The organism is Serratia sp. M24T3 (assembly GCF_000257645.1).
Taxonomy (GTDB): domain Bacteria; phylum Pseudomonadota; class Gammaproteobacteria; order Enterobacterales; family Enterobacteriaceae; genus Rouxiella.
Genome location: NZ_AJHJ01000095.1, coordinates 1 through 573, shown reverse-complemented (window position 1 = coordinate 573; position 573 = coordinate 1). Strand labels below are relative to the sequence as shown.

The 573-nt window shown below is 47.8% G+C and carries 2 protein-coding genes; both read left to right on the top strand.

Annotated features, from left to right (window positions below):
• Positions 1 to 349 (top strand): ABC transporter permease subunit (locus SPM24T3_RS24120; protein ID WP_009639460.1); only part of this gene is annotated, 349 nt, incomplete at its 5' end.
• A gap of 42 nt (positions 350 to 391) precedes the next feature.
• Positions 392 to 573, top strand: a 182-nt coding sequence (locus tag SPM24T3_RS24115) for an ATP-binding cassette domain-containing protein (protein ID WP_009639459.1), incomplete at its 3' end; no start/stop codon positions are given.

Below are 573 nucleotides of genomic sequence, written 5' to 3'. Positions count from 1 at the left end.
GGACAGCCTGCGTGAAGCCGCCTACGCGCTGGGTACACCGAAGTGGAAGATGATCTGTGCTATTACGCTAAAAGCATCTGTATCGGGGATCCTGACCGGCGTGCTGCTGGCGATTGCCCGTATCGCCGGAGAAACGGCCCCACTTCTGTTCACATCGCTCTCCAACCAATTCTGGAGTACCGATATGATGCAGCCATTGGCTAATCTGCCGGTGACCATCTTTAAATTTGCCATGAGCCCGTTTTCTGAATGGCAGAGTCTGGCCTGGGCGGGTGTGCTGTTGATTACTGTCTGTGTGCTGGTGCTGAATATTTTGGCGCGCGTCATTTTTGCCAAAAGCAAAAATTAATTGATAAGCGCGGCTGCGGCGGTGCAATTAGTGAGAAAGAGTATGGCTGACAATATGTTAAGTAAGATGATTCAGGTTCGTAATTTGAACTTTTACTATGGGAAATTTCACGCGCTGAAAAACATCAATCTGGATATTGCTAAAAACCAGGTAACCGCGTTTATTGGCCCGTCTGGCTGTGGTAAGTCCACGCTTTTACGTACTTTTAATAAAATGTTTTCGCT